16 protein-coding genes and 2 pseudogenes are annotated in these 24490 nt (G+C 64.6%); 10 read left to right on the top strand and 8 right to left on the bottom strand.

Annotated elements, in window-relative coordinates:
- The 3 genes from ACFOMF_RS08605 to ACFOMF_RS08595 all read right to left on the bottom strand — a co-directional run.
- A partial coding sequence (locus tag ACFOMF_RS08605) for an AEC family transporter (RefSeq protein WP_386363720.1) occupies positions 1 to 878 on the bottom strand: 878 nt, incomplete at its 3' end.
- 346 nt (positions 879 to 1224) lie between these two features.
- Complete coding sequence (locus ACFOMF_RS08600; protein ID WP_386363718.1) at positions 1225 to 1785, bottom strand: response regulator transcription factor; 561 nt, start codon at positions 1783 to 1785, stop codon at positions 1225 to 1227.
- A 16-nt stretch (positions 1786 to 1801) separates the two neighbouring features.
- On the bottom strand, positions 1802 to 3055 hold the full coding sequence (locus ACFOMF_RS08595; RefSeq protein WP_386363715.1) for an ATP-binding protein: 1254 nt from the start codon (positions 3053 to 3055) through the stop codon (positions 1802 to 1804).
- Between the two features lie 134 nt (positions 3056 to 3189).
- Between ACFOMF_RS08595 and ACFOMF_RS08590 the strand changes: the two genes are divergently transcribed.
- The 8 genes and pseudogenes from ACFOMF_RS08590 (at position 3190) to ACFOMF_RS08555 (ending at position 13158) form a co-directional block, all read left to right on the top strand.
- Positions 3190 to 3885, top strand: a complete 696-nt coding sequence (locus tag ACFOMF_RS08590) for an SIMPL domain-containing protein (RefSeq protein WP_386363712.1) — start codon at positions 3190 to 3192, stop codon at positions 3883 to 3885.
- 134 nt (positions 3886 to 4019) lie between these two features.
- On the top strand, positions 4020 to 6245 hold the full coding sequence (locus ACFOMF_RS08585) for a TonB-dependent receptor domain-containing protein (protein ID WP_386363709.1): 2226 nt from the start codon (positions 4020 to 4022) through the stop codon (positions 6243 to 6245).
- A gap of 118 nt (positions 6246 to 6363) precedes the next feature.
- A pseudogene (locus tag ACFOMF_RS08580) lies at positions 6364 to 6537 on the top strand (IS5/IS1182 family transposase); the annotation flags it as partial.
- 321 nt (positions 6538 to 6858) lie between these two features.
- Complete coding sequence (locus ACFOMF_RS08575) at positions 6859 to 9249, top strand: TonB-dependent receptor domain-containing protein (protein WP_386363707.1); 2391 nt, start codon at positions 6859 to 6861, stop codon at positions 9247 to 9249.
- A gap of 268 nt (positions 9250 to 9517) precedes the next feature.
- The gene (locus ACFOMF_RS08570; protein WP_386363704.1) at positions 9518 to 10117 is read left to right on the top strand and encodes a PepSY-associated TM helix domain-containing protein; all 600 of its coding nucleotides are present in this window, start codon (positions 9518 to 9520) and stop codon (positions 10115 to 10117) included.
- An 11-nt stretch (positions 10118 to 10128) separates the two neighbouring features.
- Positions 10129 to 10641 carry a DUF2271 domain-containing protein gene (locus ACFOMF_RS08565; protein ID WP_386363702.1) on the top strand — a complete coding sequence of 171 codons (513 nt, stop codon included), beginning with the start codon at positions 10129 to 10131 and terminating at the stop codon, positions 10639 to 10641.
- Between the two features lie 14 nt (positions 10642 to 10655).
- Positions 10656 to 11519, top strand: coding sequence for a DUF4198 domain-containing protein (locus ACFOMF_RS08560; protein WP_386363699.1), 864 nt, complete (start codon positions 10656 to 10658; stop codon positions 11517 to 11519).
- Positions 11520 to 11589: 70 nt separating this feature from the next.
- Positions 11590 to 13158 carry a sulfite reductase subunit alpha gene (locus ACFOMF_RS08555; RefSeq protein WP_386363697.1) on the top strand — a complete coding sequence of 523 codons (1569 nt, stop codon included), beginning with the start codon at positions 11590 to 11592 and terminating at the stop codon, positions 13156 to 13158.
- Positions 13159 to 13640: 482 nt separating this feature from the next.
- On the opposite strand, the gene ACFOMF_RS08550 is transcribed toward ACFOMF_RS08555, so the two are convergent.
- The 5 genes and pseudogenes from ACFOMF_RS08550 to ACFOMF_RS08530 form a co-directional block, all read right to left on the bottom strand.
- Positions 13641 to 15017 (bottom strand): efflux transporter outer membrane subunit, encoded by a 1377-nt coding sequence (locus tag ACFOMF_RS08550; RefSeq protein ID WP_386363694.1) that lies wholly within the window; start codon positions 15015 to 15017, stop codon positions 13641 to 13643.
- Positions 15018 to 15029: 12 nt separating this feature from the next.
- Complete coding sequence (locus tag ACFOMF_RS08545) at positions 15030 to 16970, bottom strand: MacB family efflux pump subunit (RefSeq protein ID WP_386363691.1); 1941 nt, start codon at positions 16968 to 16970, stop codon at positions 15030 to 15032.
- 10 nt (positions 16971 to 16980) lie between these two features.
- Positions 16981 to 18174 (bottom strand): efflux RND transporter periplasmic adaptor subunit, encoded by a 1194-nt coding sequence (locus ACFOMF_RS08540; protein ID WP_386363688.1) that lies wholly within the window; start codon positions 18172 to 18174, stop codon positions 16981 to 16983.
- Positions 18175 to 18456: 282 nt separating this feature from the next.
- Positions 18457 to 18632 (bottom strand): annotated as a pseudogene (locus ACFOMF_RS08535) (hypothetical protein); the annotation flags it as partial.
- A 14-nt stretch (positions 18633 to 18646) separates the two neighbouring features.
- Positions 18647 to 19810 carry a type III PLP-dependent enzyme gene (locus tag ACFOMF_RS08530; protein ID WP_386363685.1) on the bottom strand — a complete coding sequence of 388 codons (1164 nt, stop codon included), beginning with the start codon at positions 19808 to 19810 and terminating at the stop codon, positions 18647 to 18649.
- A 514-nt stretch (positions 19811 to 20324) separates the two neighbouring features.
- Here ACFOMF_RS08530 and ACFOMF_RS08525 point away from each other — a divergent pair.
- Complete coding sequence (locus tag ACFOMF_RS08525) at positions 20325 to 22451, top strand: TonB-dependent receptor family protein (protein ID WP_386363682.1); 2127 nt, start codon at positions 20325 to 20327, stop codon at positions 22449 to 22451.
- A 97-nt stretch (positions 22452 to 22548) separates the two neighbouring features.
- Positions 22549 to 24132 (top strand): peptide chain release factor 3, encoded by a 1584-nt coding sequence (locus tag ACFOMF_RS08520; protein WP_386363680.1) that lies wholly within the window; start codon positions 22549 to 22551, stop codon positions 24130 to 24132.
- Positions 24133 to 24490: the final 358 nt, after the last annotated feature.

Here is a 24490-nt window from a genome sequence, read left to right as displayed (position 1 = left end):
GTGGTGATGACGATGATGGCGGCGGCGAGCTGGTCATTGGCCCCTACCGCCTTGGCCATGACAAAGCTCGCCGCCGCCGTTGGACAGGCGAAATAGATGAACAGGATGCCGAGGTCCGGCCCTTCGAGCCCGACCAGCCAGGCGCCAAAGGTGGCAAGCGCCGGCAACCAGACCATTTTCATGAGGCTCGCACTGATTGCCAGGCCGCTGCTGGCGCGGAGCGAAGCGAGGCTGAGGGTCCCGCCGATGCAGATCAGTGCCAGTGGCAGGGTCAAGCGGGCAAAGTACTCGCCTGAGGTCGTCAGCCACTGCGGCAGGGCGACTTCCCAGTAGGCAAAGGGCAGCGACACCATTACCCCGATGATCAGCGGGTTGCGCGCAATGCCGAGCAACACGTTGCTGACGCTGGCCTTGGTATCGCGGCTGTAGATCGCCAGGATCATCACCGACAGGCCGTTGAACAACAGAATCACCAGCCCCGCCAGAACCGCTCCCAACGATAGCCCATAGGCTCCGTAGACGCTGCCGGCCAGGGCCAGGCCCACGATGCCGTTGTTGCCGCGAAAGGCGCCTTGAACATAGACCCCACGCTCGTCCCGCGGCACCCGCAAGATCGCCCAGCCCCAGGCCAGCGTGAAGGTTGCAAGCGTAGCGAATGCGAAATAGCCCAGCACCCGGGGCTGCAGGGCGGTGCTCAGGTCCGCCTCCTGGATCACCAGAAACAGCATGACCGGCATGGTGCCTTTGAATACCAGGTTTGACGCGGTGTTGATGAACGCCGCGTCGATCCAGCCTAGACGGCGCAACAAAGCGCCCAGAAAAAGCATGGCGAACACCGGGGCGGTGACGCTAAGGGTTTGCAGGGCAAGGGAAAACATGGCGAAACTCGACAGCGACCAGCGAAAGCCGCCATGGTAACGAAATTTGTCAGGAGAGGCTGTCGGCAGGGGCCAAACATCTGAGACGGGACGACGAAGCGGGCCCACAGGTGACCCTGAGCCCGAGCGACACTTCGACTTTTCGCAGTAGGAGCGATCCGCGCCTGATGGCGGGTCAAGCCCAGATATCGCAGGAGCGAGCTCGCTAGCGAACGCCGAACGAAGGGCAGCGCCAGGCCCGGCGCATGAATGCGGTCTCGCTCCCGTTCGTGAGCAAGCTCCTACGGCAGCCCCTGCGCCCCGACCGCCCGTCCAGTCTCCAACCCTCTATCGCCCTTACAACCCTTCAGCGCCGCACCGGTCGTTTCTGCAGTTTGCGTTGCAACGTCCGTCGGTGCATGCCCAGCGCCCGGGCGGTGGCGGAGATGTTGTTGTCGTGCTCGGCAAGGACTCGCTGGATGTGTTCCCACTGCAGCCGGTCCACCGACATCGGATTTTCCGGAACCAGCGAATCCAGATCGGCATGGTCGGACATCAGGGCGGCCAGTACGTCATCGGCGTCGGCCGGCTTGCACATGTAGTTGCAGGCACCGCGCTTGATCGCCTCCACGGCAGTGGCGATGCTCGAGTAACCGGTCAGGATCAGTACGCGCATCTCCGGGTCCAGTTCGAGCAGCCTGGGCAGCAGTACCAACCCCGAGTCACCCTCCATCTTCAGATCGAGCACGGCGTAATCCGGCAGGTCCGCCGTGGCCACGGCCAGGCCCTCGTCGGCCGAGCCGGCGACACTGACCCGCAGCCCCCGGCGCCCCATGGCGCGTGCCAGGACACGGGTAAAGGTCGGGTCGTCGTCGACCAGCAGCAGGTGGGGCTGTTCTTCCGCCTCCGGCACCTGTTCTTCAATCATCTGCAATTCCTCGAGCTCACGCATGCGCTACCCCATACGGTAGGCGCAATTCGGTCAAAGTGCCGCCATCTTCATGGTTGTACAGCTTAACTGTGCCACCGGCGCGATTCACGCTCGCCTGGCTGAGAAACAGGCCGAGCCCGAAGCCCTTGCCCTTGGTGGTAAAGAAGGGTCTGCCGATCTGCTCGGCGATCGCCAGCGGCACGCCCGGTCCGTGGTCACGGATGATCACCCGCACCCACTGGGCATCCCAGGACAGGCTGACCTGCAGGTCGTCGGCGCAGGCGTCGGTGGCATTGTTCAGCAGGTTCAACAGGGCCTGGGACAGGTCGGGCAACGGCATCAGTCGAGGTGGCGTTCCGGTGCCCTGGCACTGGAAGCGATAGGAGGCTTCGGGGCGCATCAGATGCCAGCGCCTGAGCACGGCCTCGACCCACTCGCGCGCGCTCTGCTCCTGAATCGCCTGACGGCGATCCGCCTCGGCCGCGCGCACCAGCTGTTGCAGACTCTCCTTGCACAGCCGCACCTGCGATTGCAGCAGGTCGAGATCCTCGCGCAGTTGCGGATCCTGATGTTCCTGGCGCAACTCCTTGAGCAACACGCTCATGGTCGCCAGCGGCGTGCCCAGCTCATGCGCGGCGCCCGCCGCCTGGGTGGCCACCGCCAGCAGCTGCTGATCGCGCAGGCTCTGCTCGCGACGCTCGGCCTGCCGCTGGTCCTGGCTGCGCAGTTGCTCGGCCATGCGTGCAACGAAAAAGGTGATAAGTACCGCCGCCAGGGCAAAGCTGAGCCACATCCCGTAGACCTGCAGCGTGGCCTGGTGCGCGGGATCGATATCCAGCGGGTCGAAGCGCATCAGCAGCAGCGTGTAGCTGCCCAGCGCCAGCCCTGACAAGGTCAGGGTGAACAGCCAGGGCAGCGTGGCCGCGGCGATGGTCAGCGGGACCAGATAATAGGATACGAAGGGGTTGGTCGAGCCACCGGTAAAGTAGAGCAGCACGCTATGGATGATCAGGTCGACCCCCAGATGCACCGCATACTCCACCTCCGTGACCGGCCAGGGACCGCGCAGGCGCAACGCACTGGCCAGGCAGAGCGCGGCAGACACCGACAGCGTGATACCCAGGGCCAGCCAGGGCAGCTCGAGCATGCGACTGAAATAGGCCAGACCGACCGAACCCGCCTGGGCAGCCAGCACCAGGACACGGATCAGGACCAACAACCGCAGGTTCAGGCGGCTCGCCGACAGCAGCTGGACGGGTGCGTACATGGAGCTCTCCCAAGCAAGCGGGCGAGTATAACCAAGGCCGCCGGCAGCCCGGCTTCGTGCGGCAAAGGGACGCAGCAAGGATTCACCGGCAAAATAGGCTAGAGTCAGCGCGAGTCTTTCGATGGAGAATTCCGATGCTTGCCCGCCCCCTGCTTGGCTGTTCGCTGCTGCTGGCGATACTCGCCAGCCCCTCCCTCATGGCCGAGCCCCGTTACAACCAGGTCGCCTTGCGCGCCGAGGTGAGCAACGAGATTGCTCACGACCGCATGCACGTCACCCTCTTCAGTGAGGCGCAGGATACCGACCCGGCCCGCCTGGCGAACCAGATCACTCGTACCCTCAACCAGGCCCTGGAGACCGCCCGCAAGACCCAGGGCGTCACGGTCGCCACCGGCAGCCGCAACAGCTACCCCATGTATGACGGCGAGCGCGGCGTCATCACCGGCTGGCGCGAGCGTGCCGAACTGCGCCTGGAAAGCGGCGACTTCACGGCCCTGTCCAAACTGACCGGCAACCTCATGGGCAGCCTGAACATGGGTGGGATGCATTTCAGCGTGTCGAACGCAGTGCGCCAGCAAAACGAAGACGCCATGCTCAAGGACGCCGTTGCCGCCTTCCAGGCGCGCGCCCAGCTCGCTACCGAGGCCCTTGGCGGCACCGACTATCGGCTGGTGAGCCTCAACCTCAACAGCGGCGGCGGTTTCCAACCCATGCTGCGCAGCACTGCGATGAAAGCCGACCGCCTTGAAATGCTCAGCCCGGAAGTGGAAGCCGGCACACAGCAACTCACTCTCAGCGCCGACGGCGTCATCGAAGTCACGATGCCCTAGCGGCGCCCCTGCCAGGCCCTGGAGCCTGGCACCCCTAACCTCTGAGCCAGTCGCAAAAGCTTACAGTCTTTACATCTATGATTGATAATGATTATCATTGGTTATCAGAATCTCTATTGATGCAAGGAGCGGTCATGAATATTCCTTATACGCGCAGCGCCCTCGCCACGGCATTGCTGGGATGCAGCCTTGGTGTCATGGCACAGTCCGAAAGGGTCGCGCTGGACAATATGGTCGTCACCGCATCGGGCTTCGAGCAAAAGATCACCGAGGCCCCGGCCAGCATCAGCGTGCTGTCGCAGGAAGATCTGCAGCAGAGGCGCTACAGCAACCTGGCCGAGGCGCTGGAGGATGTGGAAGGCATCGATGTGCGCCAGGGCGCGGGCAAGACAGGCGGACTGAACATCAGCATCCGTGGCATGCCCAGCGACTACACCCTGGTCCTCATCGACGGACGCAGGCAGAACACTGCTGGCAACATCACCCCCAACGGGTTCAATGAGACCTCCACCAGCTTCATCCCGCCGATGGCAGCCATCGAGCGCATCGAAGTCATCCGCGGTCCGATGTCGACCCTCTACGGCTCCGATGCCATGGGCGGCGTGGTGAACATCATTACCAAGAAGGTCGCCAGCGAATGGGGCGCCTCGGTCAGCCTGGATCACACCTTCCAGGAGAACCGCGACTACGGCGATACCAGCAACACCAGCCTGTTCGCCAGCGGCCCACTGGTAGAAGGCCTGCTCGGCCTGCAATTGCGCGGCAGTCTTTACGACCGCGCCGCTTCCGACCTGACCTTCGACAACGACACCGCTGTCAGCAAGCGCGGCGCTTCGCCGGTGGAAGGTCGCAACCACGTGCTCGGTGGCCGCCTGACCCTGACGCCCAGCGACGCCCACGACATTTCCCTGGACTATGAGCGCGGCCGCCAGGTTTACAACAACGACGACTGCCAGCTTGGCACCCTTGACGGCCGCACCAGCGGCAACGCGGTCACCGGTTGCACCACCCTCGCGCCTACCGTCGCCAACGGCTACGACGACGAGCTGCGTTTCGAGCGAGATCAGTGGGCCTTGAGCCACACCGGCCGCTTCGCCATCGGCACCCTGGTCAGCAGCCTCACCCACAACACCACCGAAACCATCGGCCGGACCATTCCCGGCACGGTCGGTGTCGCCTACACCGGCTACCCGGGCATCGTCGGCGGTAGCGACCGCGAGCTGAAATCCACCGATCTGGTCCTCGACTCCAAGCTGACAGCTCCGGTCGGCCAGGCCCATGTGGTCACCGTGGGTGGCCAGTGGTGGGATGCCAAGGTCACCGATGGCATCGCCGGGGAAGACTTCGAGCAGACATCCTGGGCCCTGTTCCTTGAGGACGAATGGCGTCTGCGTGACGACCTGGCGTTGACCCTGGGAGCCCGTTATGAAGATCACGAGGCTTTCGGTGGCCATGTCAGCCCCCGCGCCTATCTCGTGTGGAACGCCAATGACAGCTGGACTCTGAAAGGTGGCGTCAGCCGCGGCTACAAGACTCCGACCCTTAACCAGCTGCACAACGGCATCAATGGTGTCACTGCCCAGGGCCAGACCATCACCATCGGCAGCCCGAACCTCGACCCGGAAATCACCACCAACACCGAATTTGGCGCCTATTACGACAACCTGGCCGGATTCAGCGCCAACGCCACGCTGTTCCACAACGAGTTCAAGGACAAGATCGACACCGGCACGCCGATCCCCAACTGCAACTGGAGCGTGGCGCCCAACCAGCCGGGCTGCATCAGCTACGGCGCGTTCACGCAGCAGAACTTCGGTCAGCAGATCAACATCGACGAGGCTGTCACCAAGGGCATTGAACTGGCTGGCCGTTGGGAGTTCGCGCCCGCCTGGGCGATCGCCGCCAACTACACTTACACCGACAGCGAGCAAAAGAGCGGCGCCAACCGTGGGGCTCCGCTGACCAACACGCCGGAGCACATGGCCCACCTGCGTCTGAGCTGGGAGGCCAACCATCGCACCACCCTCTGGTTCAAGGGGGAGTATCGTGGCGAGCGGGCGCGCTTCACCGATCGTTACGAGAACCTCACTGCGGCTAACCAGGCATTGTACGATGCCGCCGGCGATCTCAAGGCCTACCAGGTATTCCACCTGGGCGGCTCCTTCCGCGCCAGCGAGAACGTGACCCTCAACGCCACCATCTTCAACCTGTTCGACAAGGACTTCACGTCCGGTCGTTACTACACCACCAACACCGGCGCGGTGGGCTGGGCTTCGGATTACACTCAGATTGCCGCTGCCACCACCGGCACCATCGAAGAAGGCCGTCGCCTCTGGCTGTCCGCCAACCTCACTTTCTGATCCAGATCCTGCGCCAACAGAACCGGGGCCCTGCCCCGGTTCAGGTTGCTGACAAAGCCCTGACCGGAAGGCCGGGGCTTTGTGTTTAATGAGCCATCGTTCTTTCAGGCACGGCGCAATGCTCAAGCAGCCCTCTCCCAAGCAGCACGCGCTCGAAATGGTGACCCTCGAAGAGCTGGTTCCCACCGACCATCTGCTGCGCAAGATCGCCCGTCACATCGACTTCGAATTCATCCGCCCAGCCACGCAACATCTGTACTGCGCCGATAACGGCCGGCCCGCTGTCGATCCGAAGCGATCGGTGGCGTGTGAGCCGGGGCAGCAAGAGCACAGGCTTCGCTGAAAGAGCTAAACCCCAAAAGCACAAACCCCCACTCGAAAGCAGGGGGTTTGTCATCAGCCTGAACCGGGGCCCTGCCCCGGTTTTTTTATGCATCGCGCACTGCCCTTGCGCCGCCTTGCCTGCCGTATTTCCCCAAACCCTTGCGCGCGCTCCAGCAAGCCAAGCCTGACAGCCATAAACGATAAATCATCTCATTTGATTTCCATTAATAATGATATTGATTATCATTACGCTTCCGGTCGATCCACTTCCCAAGTTCAAGGAGAACGCATGGCAACGCTGATGAATCGCACCTCGGTCGCAGGCACTCTATTCACCTGCAGTCTCGGCGCCCTGGCCCAGTCCGATACCCTCTCGCTCGACACCATAGTGGTCACCGCCGCTGGATTCGAGCAGAAGATCACCGACGCGCCAGCGAGCATCAGCGTGGTGACGGAAGAAGATCTGAGGCGCAAGCCCTACGTCACCCTGATCGACGCCATTCGCGACCTGGAAGGCGTGGACGTGGGCGAGACCTCCGACAAGACCGGGCAGAAGACCATCAGCATGCGTGGCATGGGCTCCGACTACACCCTGATCCTCATCGACGGCAGGCGCCAGAACAACCACGGGGACATCTACCCGAACAGCTTCGGAGGAAACCAGTTCAACCACATCCCACCGCTGGACGCCGTCGAGCGCATCGAGGTGATCCGGGGCCCGGCGTCCACCCTGTACGGCGCCGACGCCATGGGCGGCGTGATCAACATCATCACCAAGAAGGACATCACCAAGTGGAGCGGTTCGGTCACCCACGGGCGCACCTTCCAGTCCAACAACGACTTCGGCAATGACAGGACCACCGATTTCAGCGTGCGCGGCCCACTGCTGCCGGGCCTGCTGGGCGTGAGTCTGCGCGGTAGCCGCTACGATCGGGACGCATCCACGCCACAGTACGACCCTGCCGTGGCGCCGGACGGGACGATGCATCCCCGCAGCCTGGGCTTTGGTGGTGGCGGCAAGACCGTGGATAACGCCAATACAGCCTATGGCCTGAGCCTGTACCTCACGCCGGATGAACGGCAGCGCATCACCTTCGACTTCGACAAATCGAAGCAGAACTACAACAACGAACCGGTGTTCGATCCAGTGACCGGTAGCACCAGCTACCCGCTCGGTACGGTAGACAGCATCAGCACCATCTGGGCCTCAGGCAATGTGTGCCTCGGGGGCACCGGCAACAACGCCAGCGCCTGTACGGCCAGCGGCGGCACCTGGGCCCCGCGCGCCAATCCCCGGGTGGGCTATCTGGACGAGCAGGTCTTCACCCGCGACGCCTGGTCCGTTTCCCACGAGGGCAATTGGGACTTCGGCAGCAGCTTTGTCAGCCTGTCTTACATCGAGACGGACAACAAAGGCCGCACCATGCCTTTCACCGTGGAGGAGCGACAGCAACTGTTGCAGATGGTCCAAGGTACAGGTCCTTATGCGGGCCTCTCCGAGGCCGAGCGCAAAGCCATTGCCGAAAGTACCTTCCTGCCGCGCCGCAAACGTACCCTGCAAAGCAATCAGTACACCCTGGACGCCAACCTCAACATTCCCCTGTACGACCTGGCGGGCGACCATCTGCTCGTGGTTGGCGGACAGGTCATCGACGGCGAGCTGAAGGACGATATCTTCGGCATGGAGGCCGGGGCGACGGGCAAGGTGCAGGACCACAAGATGTGGGCGCTCTTCGCAGAAGACAGCTGGACCCCCACCGAGGCCTTCACGCTGACGGCCGGCCTGCGCAACGATCATCATCAGGAATTCGGCGGCCATCTCTCGCCGCGCCTGTATGGCGTATACAGGCTGGCGCCCCAGTGGACCCTGAAGGGCGGGGTTTCCACAGGCTACAAGACGCCCAAGACCACCGACCTGTATGGCGGCGTCGTCGGCTTCGGCAGTCAGGGAACCTCCCCGATGTACGGCAACCCCAACCTGAAGCCGGAAACCAGCCAGAACACCGAGGTGGCGATCTACTGGAACCATCCGAACCGTCACAGCTTCAACGCCACCCTGTTCCACAATAACTTCGAGGACAAGATCAGTTCCCAGCCCTGCGGGTCCGGCACTGGCCTGGCGTGCTCCGAGGTGGGCGAGTACGAGGACCTGGGCTACACCACCTCGAGCCGCAAGACCAACATCGACGAGGTGGTGATCCAGGGCGTCGAGCTGGCCGGCCGCTGGCAGATCGCGAGTGCCTGGTCGCTGCGCGGCAACTACACCTACACCGACAGCGAGCAGAAGAGTGGCGCCAACAAGGGCCAGCCGCTGAACCAGACCGCCAAGCACATGCTGAACACGACCCTGGACTGGCAGGTCCTGCCCAGCCTGAACCTGTACCTGGGCATGGAGGCCCGCTCCAAGCGCTATCGCGGGCAGATCAATGACAAGCATGCCTATTACAAGGATTACGAGGTGTTCCACCTGGGCGCCAGCTACAGGGTCAACGATCACTTCACCGTGACCGGGCGCATCGATAACCTGCTGAACCAGGACTTCACCAGCTACCAGACCGACTTCGTCTCCTGCACCAGCGGCAACGCCTGCCTCAACGGCTGGCAACCCAGCTACCTGGACGATTACAACAACAAGGACAAGGCGCGCAGCTTCTGGCTCAGTCTGAACGCTGCATTCTGAGCAGTCGGCCACTTGGCGGTCACTCCGGTCTCTGCTGCGGCCATTTCCAGAAGGCCCATGAAATCCCGTGGCAACCGTCCCGGCTTTCCACCCGCCACGTTTTCAATCCCCTGCCGGGCGCTGCGCCCGGCCACCTCCCGGCGAGGCTAACGAGAATGTATATTGTTAGTAAATTTTTACCATTAACCCGATGGCACCCTTAAGATTCTGCCATTTCAACCACTCGCCAGTAAGGCGGGTCCTTTTCTCGGACAGGAGCGATACCCCGATGCGACCCCGCTTCGGCACCCTACGCCAATGGCACTGGATCAGCTCCGCGCTGTGTCTGGTCGGCATGCTTCTGTTCTCTGTCACCGGCATCACCCTCAATCATGCCGGGCAGATCGAGTCACGCCCGGTGGTGACGAGCCACGTCAGCCAGCTTCCCGATCACCTGCTCACCCCCCTGCAGACGGCCCCCCCAGAGGACGATGCCCCCCTGCCCGCCGCACTGCACGACTGGCTGGAGGCCGAACTGGGCCTTCGCCTGGCTGGCCGCACTCCGGAGTGGTCCGACGGTGAGCTGTACATCGCCCTGCCGCGTCCGGGCGGCGACGCCTGGCTGGCGCTGGACATCGAAGCCGGCGAGCTGGAATACGAAGCCACCGACCGGGGCTGGGTCGCCTACCTGAACGACCTGCACAAGGGCCGCCACACCGGCGCGGCCTGGAGTCTATTCATCGATCTGTTCGCCGTCGCCTGCGTGGTGTTCAGCCTGTCCGGCCTGTTGCTGCTCCAGCGCTACGCTGGCGGCCGGCCCACCACCTGGCCCCTGGTGGGCCTGGGCCTGGTGATACCGCTCCTGCTTGCCTTGTTGTTCATTCATTGAAGGATCATTTCATGCGCAAACGACTATTGCTCCCGCTCTGTTCGCTGTTCGCCATGCCGGCCTTCGCCGCCGAGCTCGAACTTGCCGTCGAGATTCCCCGGCTCGAAGTGGCCGAGTACCACCGCCCGTATGTGGCCATCTGGATCGAGAAGCCGGACCAGAGCCATGTGACCGACCTGGCCGTGTGGTACGACGTGAAGATGAAGGACAAGGAAGGCGAAAAATGGTTGAAGGACCTGCGTCAGTGGTGGCGCCGTAGCGGCCGCGCGCTGGAGATGCCGGTGGACGGCGTGAGCGGGGCGACCCGTGCGGTGGGCACCCATACCCTGACCTTCACCGACAATGACGCGCGGCTGGAGGCTTTGCCCGCCGGAGATTACCGGGTGGTCGTTGAGGCTGCCCGGGAGGTGGGCGACCGTGAACTTCTCAAACTGCCGTTCAGCTGGCCTCCGCAGCAGGCTGAACAACAGCAAGTCCAGGGCAAGATCGAGCTGGGCACCCTAACCCTCAACACCAAACCCTGACCAAGAGAACCGCCATGAAATCCTTTGCCAAATGGACCGCCGTCGCCCTGGCCGTGTGCCTTCCCCTGTCCGCCCAGGCGCACCGTGCCTGGATGCTGCCTTCGGCCACCGTGCTTTCTGGAGATGAACCCTGGATCACGGTCGATGCAGCGGTCTCCAACGACCTGTTCTACTTCGAGCACTTCCCGATGCAACTGGCCGGTGTTGGCGACGCTCCGCAAGCCGGTCCGGGCGGGATGCGCCGCCCCCCTGCCCAACTGGTCATCAGCGCGCCGGACGGAAGCGCCGTCGAGCCCCAGAACGGCCATCGCGGGCGCTATCGCAGCACCTTCGACGTGCAGCTTTCGCAAAAAGGCACCTACAAGCTGGCGGTGGCCAATAGTGGGTTGATGGCCATGTGGAAGGAAAACGGCGAAACCCGTCGCTGGATGGGCAGCGCCGAAGAGCTGGCCGCCAACGTGCCTGAAAAGGCCGAAGAACGCCGCGTGGTGCGCACCGCCAACCGCATGGAAACCTTCGTCACCTCCGGCGCGCCGACCGAATCCGTGTTTACGCCCACGAATGTCGGCCTCGAACTGGTACCGACCACCCACCCCAACGACCTGTTTGCCGGTGAAGCCGCCGAGTTCGCCTTTCTGCTCGACGGCAAGCCAGCCGCCGACGTGGAGGTGCTGGTGGTACCCGGCGGTAACCGCTACCGCGACCAGACCGGTGACTTCACCCTGAAGACCGACAGCGAGGGCAAGGTGAACATCACCTGGCCAGAGCCCGGCATGTACTGGATCGAGGTGGAGCTGAGCGGCAGTGAAGGCGTAGAAGCGCCTGCCACCGAGCGCCGCGCAGCCTATAGCGCCACCCTGGAAGTCCTCGCGCCCTGACCACCCCCTCGACGGCCCTTTTCGCGGGCCGTCGAGGGCCGACTCCTCCGCCATTGCCCCCTTAGCGCGTATGCCCCTGACCTCTTCCTCGTGCCTCTCGCGCCTTTTTCCCTGGGCGCCATGGCTGCCGCTGCTGCTCGCCGCCCCGCTGTTGCTGTGGTCTGGCTCGCGGGAGCTATCGGCCGGCATCGTCGTGCTCGCCTATCTGGCGTTCTGCCTGCTTGTCTGGCGAGGGCGACCAGCCGCCGCGGAGGTCGTCGCTGCCGACCATGAATGTCTAATCGCCTACGCCAGCCAGGGAGGACAGGCACAACGACTGGCCGAGCTGAGCGCCCAGCAACTCAAGGTGGCGGGAATCGCCAGCAGCGTCCTGCCGTTGAATGCCCTGACGCCAGCGAGCCTGGGCGGGCTGTCGCGCCTGCTGCTGATCGTCAGCACCTACGGTGATGGCGAAGCCCCGGACAATGGCGCGGCCTTCGAGCGCTCACTCCTGCGTGAAGCGCCAAATCTGGCCCGGCTCGATTACGCCATGCTGGCGCTGGGTGACAGCACTTATCGCCACTTTTGCGGCTTTGCCCGCCGACTCGATGCGCGCCTACGAATGCTGGGCGCCCGGGCCCTGCACGACCGCCTGGAAGCCGACCGCCTCGATCCCGCCAGCCTGCGCCACTGGCAACAGCAACTGGGCCAACTCACAGGCCACGCCCCCTTCAGTGACTGGCAACCCGCCGAATGGGAGGCCTGGCGGCTGACCCAGCGCCAGCGACTCAACCCGGGCAGCCAGGGCGGGCCGGTGTTTCATCTGCACCTGGTCCCGGAGTCCGGCGAATTCGACTGGCAGGCCGGCGATATCGCCGAGCTTGGTCCTTGCCATCCGCCCGGCCGCATCGCCGCGCTGCTCGATACCCTGAATCTGGACGGCGAGGCCCGGCAAGCGGACGGACATACACTTGCCTGGCACCTCGCCCGTCGCCAGTTGCCCGAGGGGCCCGTTCCCGCGACATCCGCCGAAGCCCTGCTGGACAGCCTGGCACCGCTGCCTCACCGGGAGTACTCCATCGCCTCGACTGCTGCCGACGGCGCGCTGGAACTTGTGGTGCGGCAGATGCACCACCCCGACGGCCGTCCCGGGCTCGGCTCCGGCTGGCTGTGCCTGCACGCCCCGCTGGGTGCCCGCATTGACCTGCGTATCCGCGCCAACCCGGGCTTTCGTCTGGAGCGGGCCTGTGGCCCGCTGATCCTGATTGGCAATGGCACGGGTATCGCCGGGTTGCGCGCCCACCTGCGAAGCAGGGACCGACTGTCCCAGCACGGCCACTGGCTGCTGTTCGGCGAGCGCAACGCCGGACATGACCGGCTGTTCCGCGAGGAGCTCGAGGCCTGGGCCGACAGCGGCCACCTGAGCCGGCTGGACCTGCTGTTTTCCCGCGATGGCGACGAGCAACGCTACGTGCAGCACCGCCTGCGTGACCGTGCGGACGAACTGCGCGAACGGATCGCCCAGGGCGCTTGCCTGCTGGTCTGCGGCAGCCTCGACGGCATGGGTCGCGAAGTGGACGCGGTGCTGCGCGGCATCCTTGGCGCGGCACTGGTGGATGAGCTAGCCCGCGAGGGCCGCTATCGGCGGGATCTGTACTGAGCCGATCGTCGGATTACGCTTTGCTAATCCGACCTACGGGTTTTCGTAGGTTGGTTTAGCGCAGCGTAAACCAACGCATGCCACGGGCCGATCAGCCGAACCCGCCGCCCGGTACGATCATCGGATTACGCTGCGCTAATCCGACCTGCGCCATGGACCAGCACAGCCGGGCTTTTGTAGGTTGGTTTAGCGCAGCGTAAACCAACGCATGCCACGGGCCGATCAGCCGAACCCGCCGCCCAGTACGATCATCGGTTTACGCTGTGCTAATCCGACCTGCGCCATGGACCAGCACAGCCGGGCTTTTGTAGGTTGGTTTAGCGCAGCGTAAACCAACGCATGCCACGGGCCGATCAGCCGAACCCGCCGCCCAGTACGATCATCGGATTACGCTGCGCTAATCCGACCTGCGCCATGGACCAGAAGCCGGGCTTTTGTAGGTTGGTTTAGCGCAGCGTAAACCAACGCATGCCACGGGCCGATCAGCCGAACCCGCCGCCCAGCACCCGGTACAGCTGCACCTGGTTCTGCAGTTGGGTGGAGGTGCTCTGCAGTAGCGAGTCCCGGGCGGAGAAGAAGCTTTCCTGGGCGCTGAGCACGGTGAGAATATCGGCCGCGCCGGCGCGGTACTGGGCTTCGGCGAGACGGAAGGCGCGTTCGGCGTTTTCCAGCACACGCCCCTGGCTGGTCAATTGCAGTTCGCCTTCACGCACGGCGATCAGGGCATCCTCCACTTCCTGGAACGCGGTGAGGACGGTGAGCCGGTAGTTGTCGGCCAGTTCTAGATACCGCTCTTCGCTCAGGCGCACCTGGTTGCGCAGGGCGCCACCGTTGAAGATCGGTTGCAGCAGGGAGGCGCCGACGCTGTGGGCCAGGTTGCCAGCGTTGAACAGGTTGGCGAAGAGGTCGGCGTCGTAGCCGCTGGAAGCGTTCAGCGACAGGCTGGGAAACAGCGCCGCCCGGGCGGCGCCGATGTCGGCATTGGCACCGAGCAGGCCTGTTTCGGCCCGGCGCAGGTCCGGGCGGCGCAGCAGCAGTTCCGACGGCAACCCGCCGGCCTGCAGCAGCGGCGTGGTCAGTGTCGCCAGGGACTGCTCGGTCACGTCACGGGCAAAGCCCTGGGGCGCTTCGCCAAGGAGGATCGCCAGCGCATTTTCGGCAGTCAGCATCTGCTGGCGCAGGCCGGGGATGGCGGCGCGGCGCTGCTCGATCAGGGTCTGCTGCTGCACGCGGTCCAGAGCGGTGCCGGCGCCCAGGCGGACGCGGGCGTCGACCACGGCAAAGATGCGCTCGGCGTTGGCCAGGTTGTCTTCGGCGATGCGCAGCCGCTCGCGCAACTCCAGCACCCGGAAATAACTGGTGGCCACCGCGCTGGTGACGGTGAGTGCCACGGTGTCGCGGTCGTGGGCGGTGGCCAGGGCGGCCAGCTCGCTGGCCCGCAGGCTGGCACGGTTGCCGCCCCAGAGATCTGCCTCATACCCCACCGACAGGCCGGCCGAGTAGCGGCTGCTCTCGCCGCCACCGTTGTTATCGGCGGCAAAGGCGCGGTTGCCACCCAGGCTGGCGCTGACGGCGGGCAGTAATGGCCGGCCGGCAATGCGCGCCTGCAGATCGGCCTGGCGCACCCGGCTGATGGCGGTGGCCAGGTCCAGGTTGTTGGCCTGGGCACGAGCGATCAGGCTTTCCAGCTCGGCGCTGGAAAAGCCGCGCCACCAGTCGGCGGCCGGCCACTCGGCCAGGCCCGGCGCGTGTTCCCATTCGGCCGGACGGGCAGTGTCCGGCGCCTGGTAATGGGGGGTGAGGTTGCAACCAGCCAGCAGCACGGCGCTGGCGATCAGGGTCAGCAGAGGCGTTTTCATTCGTCCGTGTTCTCAGTCGGAAGCCAGGGCCACAACGGGGTCCAGGTGGGCAGCCTTGCGCGCCGGCATCAGGCCGAAGATCAGGCCGATGGCAAAGGCACAACCAAAGGCCAGCACTACCGGAGCCAGGGTGAACTGCACCGCAGTCCCCAACTGGCCGATGGTCCAAGCGCTGCCGAGGCCCACCAGCACGCCGAGCACCCCGCCGATGGCCGAGACCACCAGGGCCTCGGTGATGAACTGCTGGAGAATGTTGCCGGTGCGGGCGCCGGTGGCCATGCGGATGCCGATCTCGCGGGTGCGTTCGGTGACGTTGACCAGCATGATATTCATTACCCCGATCCCCCCGACGAGCAACGAGATCGCAGCGATCGAGCCGAGCAGTACGGTGAGGGTGTCCTGGGTCTGGGTCACCGCATCGAGCAGCGAGGCAGTGTTGCGGATCTGGAAGTCTTCGACGCCATTGTGCCGGGCGATCAGCAGCTGACGGATGTTTTCCTCGGTTGCGTCGATCCGGCCGATGTCGGTGATGTAGGCGGTGATGCCCTGGATATGCCGCTGACCGAACAGCCGCAGGCTGCCGGTGGTGGACGGCACCAGAGCCACATCATCCTGGTCCTGGCCCCAGGGCGTGGCACCCTTGGCGGTCATCACGCCGATCACCTGGAACGGCACGTTCTGTACCAGCAAATAGCGGCCCACCGGGTCGGTGTCAGGAAACAGGTTCTTCGCCACGGTCTGACCGATCACGGTCACGGTGGCGTAATCGCGTTCGTCTTCCTCGGTGAAGAAGGCACCACTGGCCAGCCCCCAGTCGCGCACCAGCGGCATTCCCGCATTGGTGGCGGTAATGGTGGTGCTGTAGTCGACATTGCCGAAACGCAGGGTTGCGCTGCCCTGGGACTCGCCCAGCGCGGCGGTGACGTTGTCCAGTTCGGCCACGGCGCGGGCATCCTCGGCGGTCAGGGTGGCCGTCACCCCTTCGGCGGAGCGCCGCATGTTCGGCGCGCCGGGGCGTACCGACAGCAGGTTGGTACCCATGGAACTGATGCGCTCCACCACCTCTTGGCGGGCGCCGTTGCCCACCGCCAGCATGGCCACCACTGAGGCCACGCCGATGACGATGCCGAGCAGCGTCAGCACGGTGCGGAACAGGTTGGCGCGCAGGGCACGCAGGGCCATGCGGATCGCCTCGCCGGTGTCGGCCAGGGCGATGCCCCGCTCCGATACCGGCCGCGGGGCCTCCGTGACGGCCAGTGGTGCCGCCGGGCCCGCACCGCTGTCGGCGATGATCAGACCGTCACGTATCTCGATCAGGCGGTCCGCGTGCGCCGCCACCTCGCGGTCGTGGGTGATGATGATCACCGTCTTGCCCGCCGCGCTCAGCTCCTTGAGCAGCGCCAGTACCTCCTGGCCGCTGCGGCTGTCCAGCGCACCGGTGGGCTCGTCGGCGAGGATCACCTCGGCGTCGTTCATCAACGCCCGGGCGATGGAGACCCGCTGCTGCTGGCCGCCGGAGAGCTGGCTGGGCCGGTTGCCCAGGCGCTCGCCCAGGCCCAGGCGGGTCAGCAATTCCTCGGCGCGAGCGTGACGCTCGGCGGCCGGCAGCCCAGCGTAAATGGCGGGGATCTCCACGTTTTCCAGGGCGTTGGCGCTGGAGATCAGGTGGTAGCTCTGGAACACGAAGCCGAAACCCTGGCGACGCAGGGCGGCCAGGCCATTGCTATCCAGCGCGCCGACCTCCTGGCCGGCGAAGCGGTAGCTGCCGCGGGTCGGTCGGTCCAGGCAGCCGAGGATGTTCATCAGGGTGGTCTTGCCGGAGCCGGACTGACCGATGATGGCAACGAACTCGCCGCGCTGGATTTCCAGCGACACGCCGTGCAGGACCTGGGTGGTGACTTCGCCGTTGTGGTAGACGCGCTCGACGTCGCGCAATTCGATCAGGGCGCTCATGGCCTGCTCCTCAGATCCGCGGCCCGGGCGGGCCCATGCGTCGCTGAGCGCCAGTGTTCGCACCGCCCGCGGCATTCGCCAGGTTCGTCGGCGCCAGCAACCGCTCGCCTTCGCGCAGGCCATCGAGTACCTGGGCGTGGACCCGGTCGCGCAGGCCGATCAGCACCTCGCGCTCCACCGGCCTGCCGTTTTCCAGCACCTGCAGGCGGTACAGCTGACCCTCGCCCTGGGGCCGGCCGCGACGGCCCTGCAATACGCTCATCGGCACCACCAGCACGTCGTCGGCCTGGGCGCTGAGGAAGAACACCTGGGCGCTCATCTGCGTCATCAGCCGACCCTCGGGATTGGCCACGTCGAACTGGGCGTTGTAGAGCACCACGTTGTTGATCACTTCCGGGGTGGGCAGGATCTGGCGCAGGTTCGCCTCCCAGCGTCGCTCGCTGCCGAGGGTGGTGAAATACACCGGCATGCCCACCCGCAGGCGATTGATGTCCGCCTCGGAGACCTGGGTCTTGACGGTCATCTGCGCCAGGTTGGCGATCTGCACGATCACCGGGGCCTGTTGATTGGCATTGAGCGTCTGGCCCTGCTGCGCCGACTGTGACACCACGGTCCCGCTCATGGGCGCATAGACCTTGGTGTAGCGCAGGTTGGCGCGGTTCTCTTCCAGACTCGCCATGGTCTGGGCGAGCTGCGCTTCCAGCGCCTCGATCTGCGCGGCGGTGACCTCGAGCTGCGCCTCGGCGGTCTCCACCGCCTCCTGGCTGGTGGCGTCTTCCTTCTGCAGGGCGCGCTGGCGCTTGAGCTGCAGTTCGGCCAGACGATGCTGAGCCTGGCGCTCCTTGAGCTGGGCACGCTGGTTCTTCAGCTGCGCCTCGCTGGCCACCACCTTGGCCTGGAACACTTCCGGGTCGATCTCGGCCAGCAACTGCCCTTCCTCCACCTGATCCCCGAGCTGCACGTGCAACCGCTGCAGCTGGCCGGAAACCTGCACGCCCACGTCCACGTAGTCCAGCGGCTGGAGGGTGCCAAGCGCGGTGATGGCGTCCTGGATGTCGCCCCGGGTGACGCTCAGCGCCGGCGCACCGTTGCCGGCCTCGGTCTCGCCGCGCAGGAAGTAGAAATAACCGGCAGCCGAAAGCAGGAGCACGAAGCCGATGCCGAAGCCATAGCGGCGGACCGGACGGAGGATGGAAGACGGCATGACGGGACGTCCTTGAAGGAAAATGAGAACAGTTGACGATACGGAAATGGTAGAGACTGGCCCGATTCGGGGGAACGGGGCGGCGGGTAAAAGGAGAGTAAACATTTGATGGGGTAGCTTTACCCAACCGCCGCAGGCGAAGCCCGGAGGGACGGCTCCCGGCGCGGTGCCGCCGTTCGCCCTCGCGCAGGCGGGACGGGCCGGAGCAAACCGCTGCCCGGCCCGCTCCGGAAAAGCGAAGGTCCGCGCCCGTTGCGGAGCGCGGCCCTGGCTGCCTGGGGGTCAGAAGCGGCAGTTGGTGCTTGGCAGCGCGGTGCCGGCGGCCGCGACGTGCGCCATATGGGCGGTGAAGACCTGATCGAAATAACGCTTGTCGGTCAGGTTCTGCACGTTACGCTGACATCCAGGTGCTTGCCCATCCGGTGGGCCGCCATAGCATCGTAGCACCAGTACTCGGGGCCCCCCACCCGGCTCAGATGTAGTAGGCCTTCAGCGGCGGGAAGCCATTGAATTCCACGGCGCTGTAACTGGTGGTGTACGCGCCGGTGGACAGCCAGTAAAGGCGGTCACCGCTGGAAAGGTTCAACGGCAGGCCGTACTTGTAGTGCTCGTACATGATGTCGGCGCTGTCGCAGGTCGGCCCGGCGATCACCACCTCTTCCATCTCGCCCTTCTTCTCGGTCCAGATCGGGAACTTGATGGACTCGTCCATGGTTTCGATGAGGCCGGAGAACTTGCCCACGTCGGTATAGACCCAGCGCTCCACCGCGGTACGCGACTTGCGCGCCACCAAGACCACCTCACTGACCAGCACGCCCGCATTGGCGATCAGCGAACGACCGGGCTCGAGAATGATTTCCGGCAGCTCGTCGCCGAAATCTTCCTTGAGGAAACGGATGATTTCCTCGGCGTAGGTTTCCAGGCTGTTGGTGCGCTGGATGTAGTTGGCCGGAAAGCCGCCACCCATGTTGATCATCTTCAGGGTGATGCCATCTTCCTCGCGCAGTCGGTCGAAGATGACCTTGACCTTGGCCACCGCGGCGTCCCAGACGTCGATGTCGCGCTGCTGCGAACCGACATGGAAGGAGATGCCATAGGGCTCCAGGCCCAGCTGGCGCGCCAGGATCAGCAGATCCAGCGCCATGTCGGGCTGGCAGCCGAACTTGCGCGACAGCGGCCAGTCGGCGGTGGTGGAGCCTTCCGTGAGAATGCGCACATAGATGCGCGAACCCGGCGCGGCCTTGGCAATGTTGCGCAGGTCGGCTTCCGAGTCGGTGGCGAACATGCGTACGCCCCTCTCGTAGAAGTAGCGGATGTCCCGGGCCTTCTTGATGGTGTTGCCGTAGCTGATTCGCTCGGGGCCGACACCGGTGGCCATTACCTTGTCCAGCTCGTAGATCGAGGCGATGTCGAAGTTCGAGCCCTTGTCGCGCAGCAGCTCGGTGATCTCGGTCGCCGGATTGGCCTTTACTGCGTAATAGATCTTGGCGAACGGGAAGTTGTTGACCAACTCGTCGTAGGCCTGGGAGATCAGCTGGGTGTCGATGACCACGAACGGCGTTTCGTGCTCGTCTGCGAAAGCCTTCATCTTTTGGAAGGTCGCGCGCGGGTAGTAATCTTCGAGATTAATGGGCATGGCATCGCTCCAAAGCTATAAGGTTTCGGATCGGGCCGCGCGAGGAGGATGCGAAGAGGCGGCAGTTCCGCCGTCCCATGGGACAGCAGGAAACGCTCGCGAACGAGGACTCTTGACGCATCAGCCAACACGCAACCTGGGGTGCGAACGTCTGATCAGTATCCCCACTTTGGTTCGCCTACATCCCAAGGCGTGCGCCGAAAGCAATAAGTCCGGCTGATCCGGTCCTGCTGTCTCGTCGTCAGTACTTGAGCCGTATGGATCGTGCCAGCCTCAACGTTCGGCGCGCACCTTAAGACCAAGCGCCACGGGGGTCAATAGGTGTGGTCCAAAACGGGCCACAGCCGTGATCAGAGGGGCCTTTCAGGCAACACCGGGAATTCTTCCCGACTGGCTGTCCATAAGTAGGTCGTCAAAAGCACTACGCCATCAGCGCTGCCAGGCTATACCCCGATCGGTCAGTTTTTTCGAGTATGGACACCGAAGAATGGTGCCAACTCGAAGGACAATAAAAATGAAGCGCGCTTCCCGCTCTACCGCCCTGCGGCTCTCCCTGCTGATGTGCACACCCGCCCTGGCGCTCGCCCAGACCGGTGATGACAGCCTCGTCCTGCCGAGCATGGACGTCCGCAGCCTGGTCCCCGACAGCGTCCAGGGCATGCCCGGCGCCGCCAACCTGCTCGGCCGCGATACCCTCGACACCTACAAGCCCTACACCCTGCACGACGCCTTCGACCAGGTGCCGGGCGTGCGCACCATCGACGACGACGTGCTCGGCCTGCGCTCCGGTATCGGCGTGCGTGGCGCGCCGCCGCGCCGCTCGCGCAAGGTTCTGCTGCTCGAAGATGGCACGCCGATCAACAACAGCTCCTACCTGGACTCCGGCGCCCACTACACGCCACCCACCCAGCGCCTGGAACAGATAGAGGTGCTCAAGGGCGCCGGACAGATCATCCATGGGCCGCTGAACAACCATGGCATCGTCAACTTCCGCAACCTCAGGCCCACGGCCGAACCCGAGACCCGCGTGGAGCTGGGCATCGGCAACCAGAGCACCCGTCAGAGCCACATCAGCCATCGGCGCACCGAGGGCGACCTGGGCATGGTGTTCAGCTATACCGGCCAGGAAGCCGACGGCACCTTCGATGTGGAAGAACACGAATTCGACGACTTCTATACCGCCTTCGAATGGCAGTTGAACGACCGCCACCAGCTGGCCGCCTCCGGCACCTATTTCCGCGAGCGCAGCCAGGGCTATGACGAAAGCAACCTGTCGCTGGAGCAGTACCGCGCCAACCCGCGCAACAAGCGCGGGCTAGACGAGGGCCGCGAGTACAACAACATTTCGGTGGACTACTACAAGCTGGACCTGACCCACAACTTCCAGATCAGCGATGACGTGCGCCTGTCGTCCAAGGTCTTTGGCACCGAACTGGATCGCCCGCGCTTCCAGACCCGCGGCACAGCCCCGTCGGACGGCGGTGTGATGGAAGGCCGGGATCGTCGCTATCACACCCTTGGCGCCGACAGCCGGCTGGACATCAACGGCCTCTCCGCCTTCGGACTCGACCATCGCGTGCAGACCGGCCTGCGCTACGAGAAGCACCGCTTCGCAGACCGCCGCCCGGTGGGTCGCCCGGGCGAGGCACTCAAGGAAAGCAACCGCGGCAACGTCTACGCCATCGCCGGACAGGATGGCTACACCCGCGACGGCCGCCTGCAGACCTACGATGCCGAGGCGATCTCGGTGTTTGCCCAGAACACCCTGAGCTGGGGCGACTGGGCCGTCACCCCCGGCCTGCGCTTCGAGACCTACAACCAGTACAAGAAAACCAACTTCCATCCCGGCAACAGCGAAGAAGGCGTGAGCGAAAAGGACAGCAACAGCCTCTTGCTGCCCGGCATCAGCCTGCTCTACAGCGGCTTTGCCAACAGCGAGGTCTACGCCGGCATCCATCGTGGCTTCGCCCCGGCGTCGGCGCGCACCGAGGAGTTTCCGCTGACGCCGGAAACCGGCATCAACACCCAGCTGGGCATCCGCTCCGATGCCATCCGCGGTGTCAGCCTGGACGCAGCGCTGTTCTACAACCGCATCCAGGACACCCTGGTCCGTGACCGCGTGGATGCCTTCGGTGACGCCCTGTTCGTCAACGCAGCGGACTCCGATATCTATGGGCTGGACCTGGGCGCGCGGATCGACTCCTGGGCTTTCCACGACTCGCCCTACAACCTGTTCGCCGAGACCGCGCTTAACTATACCCACGCCACCTTCCGTGACGGCCCGCTCAAGGGCAACGACGTGCCGGAAGTCCCACGCTTCGCCGGCAGCTTCACCCTCGGGCTGGAACACACCGCCGGCTGGCACCTGAGCGCCACCCTCAGCCACTTCGGTGCCTTCTATACCGACGTCGCCAACACCCGCGCGATCATTGCCGAAGGCGACGAGGACGATGCCGGACGGGTACCCGGCCGCACCCTGCTCTCGGCCCGCGCCAGCTATAAGCTGCCGACCAACCTGGACACTACCCTGTGGATCCAGGGGCGCAACCTGACCGACAAGCTGTACATAGCCGATATTCAGGAAGGCATTCGTCCCGGCGCGGCGCGCACCCTGGTGGGCGGCGTCACCTTCCGCTTCTGACCTGCAAGACCCGGCGAATGGCCGCCAAAGGCTGAGCCATTCGCCGGCAACCGCGTATAATCGGCGGCTTTCCCGATTCGCCACGCACAGGTTCTTCATGACCACCCAGGCCGCCGAAGTCGCCCGACGCCGTACCTTCGCCATCATCTCCCACCCCGATGCGGGCAAGACCACCATCACCGAAAAGCTGCTGCTGATGGGGCAGGCCATTTCCGTCGCCGGTACCGTGAAGTCGCGCAAGTCCGACCGCCATGCCACCTCCGACTGGATGGAGATGGAAAAACAGCGCGGCATCTCCATCACCACCTCGGTGATGCAGTTCCCCTACCGCGAGCACATGATCAACCTGCTCGACACCCCCGGCCACGAGGACTTCTCCGAAGACACCTACCGCACCCTGACCGCGGTGGACTCCGCGCTGATGGTGCTCGACGGCGGCAAGGGCGTGGAGCCGCGCACCATTGCCCTGATGGACGTCTGCCGCCTGCGCGACACGCCCATCGTCAGCTTCATCAACAAGCTCGACCGGGACATCCGCGACCCCATCGAACTGCTCGATGAGATCGAAGAAGTGCTCAAGATCAAGGCCGCGCCCATCACCTGGCCGATCGGTTCCTATCGCGACTTCAAGGGCGTCTATCACCTGTCCGACGACCGCATCGTGGTCTACACCCCCGGCCACGGCCATGAGCGCACCGCGACCAAGGTAATCGAGAAGCTCGACTCCGACGAGGCGCGCGCCCACCTGGGCGACCTGTACGAACGCTTCGTCGAGGAGCTGGAACTGGTCCAGGGTGCCTGCCATGAATTCGACGAGGGCGCCTTCCTCAAGGGCGAGATGACCCCGGTATTCTTCGGTACCGCGCTGGGCAACTTCGGCGTCGACCAGGTGCTCGATGCCATCGTCGATTGGGCACCGAAGCCCCTCTCGCGGGTCGCCAACGAGCGCACCGTCGAGCCGATCGAGGAAAAATTCACCGGCTTCGTGTTCAAGATCCAGGCGAACATGGACCCGAAACACCGCGACCGCATCGCCTTCATGCGCATCTGCTCGGGCCGGTACGAGAAGGGCATGAAGATGCGCCACGTACGGATCAGGAAGGACCTGAAGATCGCCGACGCACTCACCTTCTTCTCCTCCGAGCGTGAACATCTGGAGGAGGCCTACGCCGGCGACATCATCGGCCTGCACAACCACGGCACCATCCAGATCGGCGACACCTTCAGCGAAGGCGAGGCGCTGGGCTTCACCGGCATCCCCCACTTTGCCCCGGAGCTGTTCCGCCGCGTACGCCTGAAGGACCCGCTGAAATCCAAGCAGCTGCGCCAAGGCCTGCAGGAGCTGGCCGAGGAAGGCGCGACCCAGGTGTTCTTCCCCGAGCGCAGCAACGACATCATCCTCGGCGCGGTGGGCGTGCTGCAGTTCGATGTGGTCGCCAGCCGGCTGAAGGAGGAATACAAGGTCGAGTGCGCCTACGAGGCGATCAACGTCTGGTCGGCGCGCTGGATCGAGTGTGATGACAAGAAGAAATTCGAGGACTTCAAGACCAAGGCCTTCGAGAACCTGGCCATCGACGGCGGCGGCCACCTCACTTATTTGGCCCCGACCCGGGTCAACCTGGCGCTGATGGAAGAGCGCTGGCCCGAGGTGAAATTCCGCGCAACGCGCGAGCACCACTAAAACGCCGTTAGAGGCCTGGTGCTGCGCCTCCCTCTGTAGGAGCGAGCTTGCTCGCGAATGGTAGGCGCAACACCAGAAGCCTCGCGCAGCCCCACAGGCCGCTTTCGCGAGCAAGCTCGCTCCTACAAACGCCCGCCCGAGCTCACCCCAGCCGCCAAAGCCCCCGCCTCCCCTCGTAGGAGCGAGCTCACCCCAGCCGCCAAAGCCCCCGCCCCCCCTCGTAGGAGCGAGCTCGCTCGCGAATGGTAGGCGCAACACCAGAAGCCTCGCGCAGCCCCATAGGCCGCTTTTCGCGAGCAAGCTCGCTTCTACAACAGCCGGCCCGAGCTCACCCCAGCCGCCAAAGCCCCCGCCCCCC

This window comes from Stutzerimonas tarimensis, from assembly GCF_042648805.1.
Classification (GTDB): domain Bacteria; phylum Pseudomonadota; class Gammaproteobacteria; order Pseudomonadales; family Pseudomonadaceae; genus Azomonas; species Azomonas tarimensis.
Note: the sequence above shows the minus strand (reverse complement) of the source record. Positions and strands in the feature narration are given on the sequence as shown.